The following is a 1316-nucleotide window of genomic DNA, read 5'->3' as shown; positions in this document are numbered from 1 at the left end:
GGTACGCGCCAACGCCGCCGCCGGCACCTGGGAGCCCAGCGACGAGGACCTGGCGGCGCTGCGCGCCGTCCTCTGAGCGGCGCGGCCTGGCGCGGTTCGGCCTGGCTCGCGGTGCGGCCGGGCTCGCGGTGCGGCCGGGCTCGTGGTGCGGCCGGGCTCGTGGTGCGGCCGGGCTCGGTCGGTGCGGCCGGCGCGGTGCGGCGCGGCGCCTTGATCCACTCGTGTTCCTGGAAGTCGCGGTGACCTGGGGCCGGGGAAGGCGCGGTTTCATGAAAGTCGAGTCGATCATGACCGCGGCCCGGTGACGCCAGCGCGGGCTGGCGGTGACCGACCAATCCGGCTCGGTGGGTGAGATGACGATGGGCCGGGCCGCTGGTTGCGGCCCGGCCCGTTCCGTCGTCAGTGTCGCTCAGTCGGCCGCCCCGGCGAGATCGTCGCGGTCTGTCGGAGCGGCGGCGAGATCGTCGTGGTCTGTCGGTGCGGCGGCGAGATCGTGGTGATCCGTCGGAGCGGCGGCGAGATCGTGGTGATCCGTCGGTGCGGCGGCGAGATCGTCTTCGTCAGTCGGTGCGGCGGCGGCCGAACAGCATGGCCACCCCCATCGCCGCGGCGACGAGGACCAGGCCGGCCGCCGCGAACGGCCACCAGCCGGCGCCCGCCTCGCCTGCCCCGTCCGTTGGCTTGGTCACCGCGACCGGCTCGGGCGCCGGCGGTGACTGCGCCGCCCGGGCCTGCACCGTGGCGGTGGCCTTGCCCGGCAACGGGGCGGGGGAGTTCACCGTCACCTTCCAGGTGCCGGTGGAGAGGACCGGGCCGCTGCTGTAGAAGCCGTGCCCCTCGGGCTGCGGTTCCAACTGCACCGGCCCGACCTTCTGCCCGTCCGGGCCGGTGGCGGTGAGGACCAGCCGCACCACCTGTTCCAGCCGGCGGCCATCGGTGTAGCTGGCCTGGATGGTGACGCCCTGAGCGCCGTCGCCGGCCACCGTGAGCTTGAGCTTGTCGGCCTGCGCCGCCCGGGCCGCCGGAGCGGCTTGCGCCGCTGGGGCGCCCTGCACCACCCGGGCCGCCTGCGCCGCTGGAGCGACCTTCGCGACCTGAGCGGCCTGCGCCGCCTGCGCCGCCTGCGCCGCCGGGGCGGCGTGCGCCGCCGGGGCGGCGTGCGCCGCCGGGGCGGCGGCGAACAGGGTCAGGGCCAGTCCGACGGACCCGGCGGCCAACACCTTGCGGATACCCGTCACGGACATCCCCTCCCTACCGATGAGGGAGGCCCCTCCCCGACGCCGCAGCGCCGGGGAGGGGCCTCGTCGGATCAGAGC

At 76.2% G+C, this 1316-nt stretch carries 1 protein-coding gene; it reads right to left on the bottom strand.

Annotated features, from left to right (window positions below):
- Positions 1 to 560: 560 nt before the first annotated feature.
- Positions 561 to 1244 carry a hypothetical protein gene (locus tag KBX53_RS33190; protein WP_210863812.1) on the bottom strand — a complete coding sequence of 228 codons (684 nt, stop codon included), beginning with the start codon at positions 1242 to 1244 and terminating at the stop codon, positions 561 to 563.
- Between the last annotated feature and the right edge of the window lie 72 nt (positions 1245 to 1316).

Source organism: Micromonospora sp. M51 (assembly GCF_018070305.1).
GTDB lineage: Bacteria > Actinomycetota > Actinomycetes > Mycobacteriales > Micromonosporaceae > Micromonospora > Micromonospora parva.
This window is presented reverse-complemented; position numbering and strand designations above follow the sequence as displayed.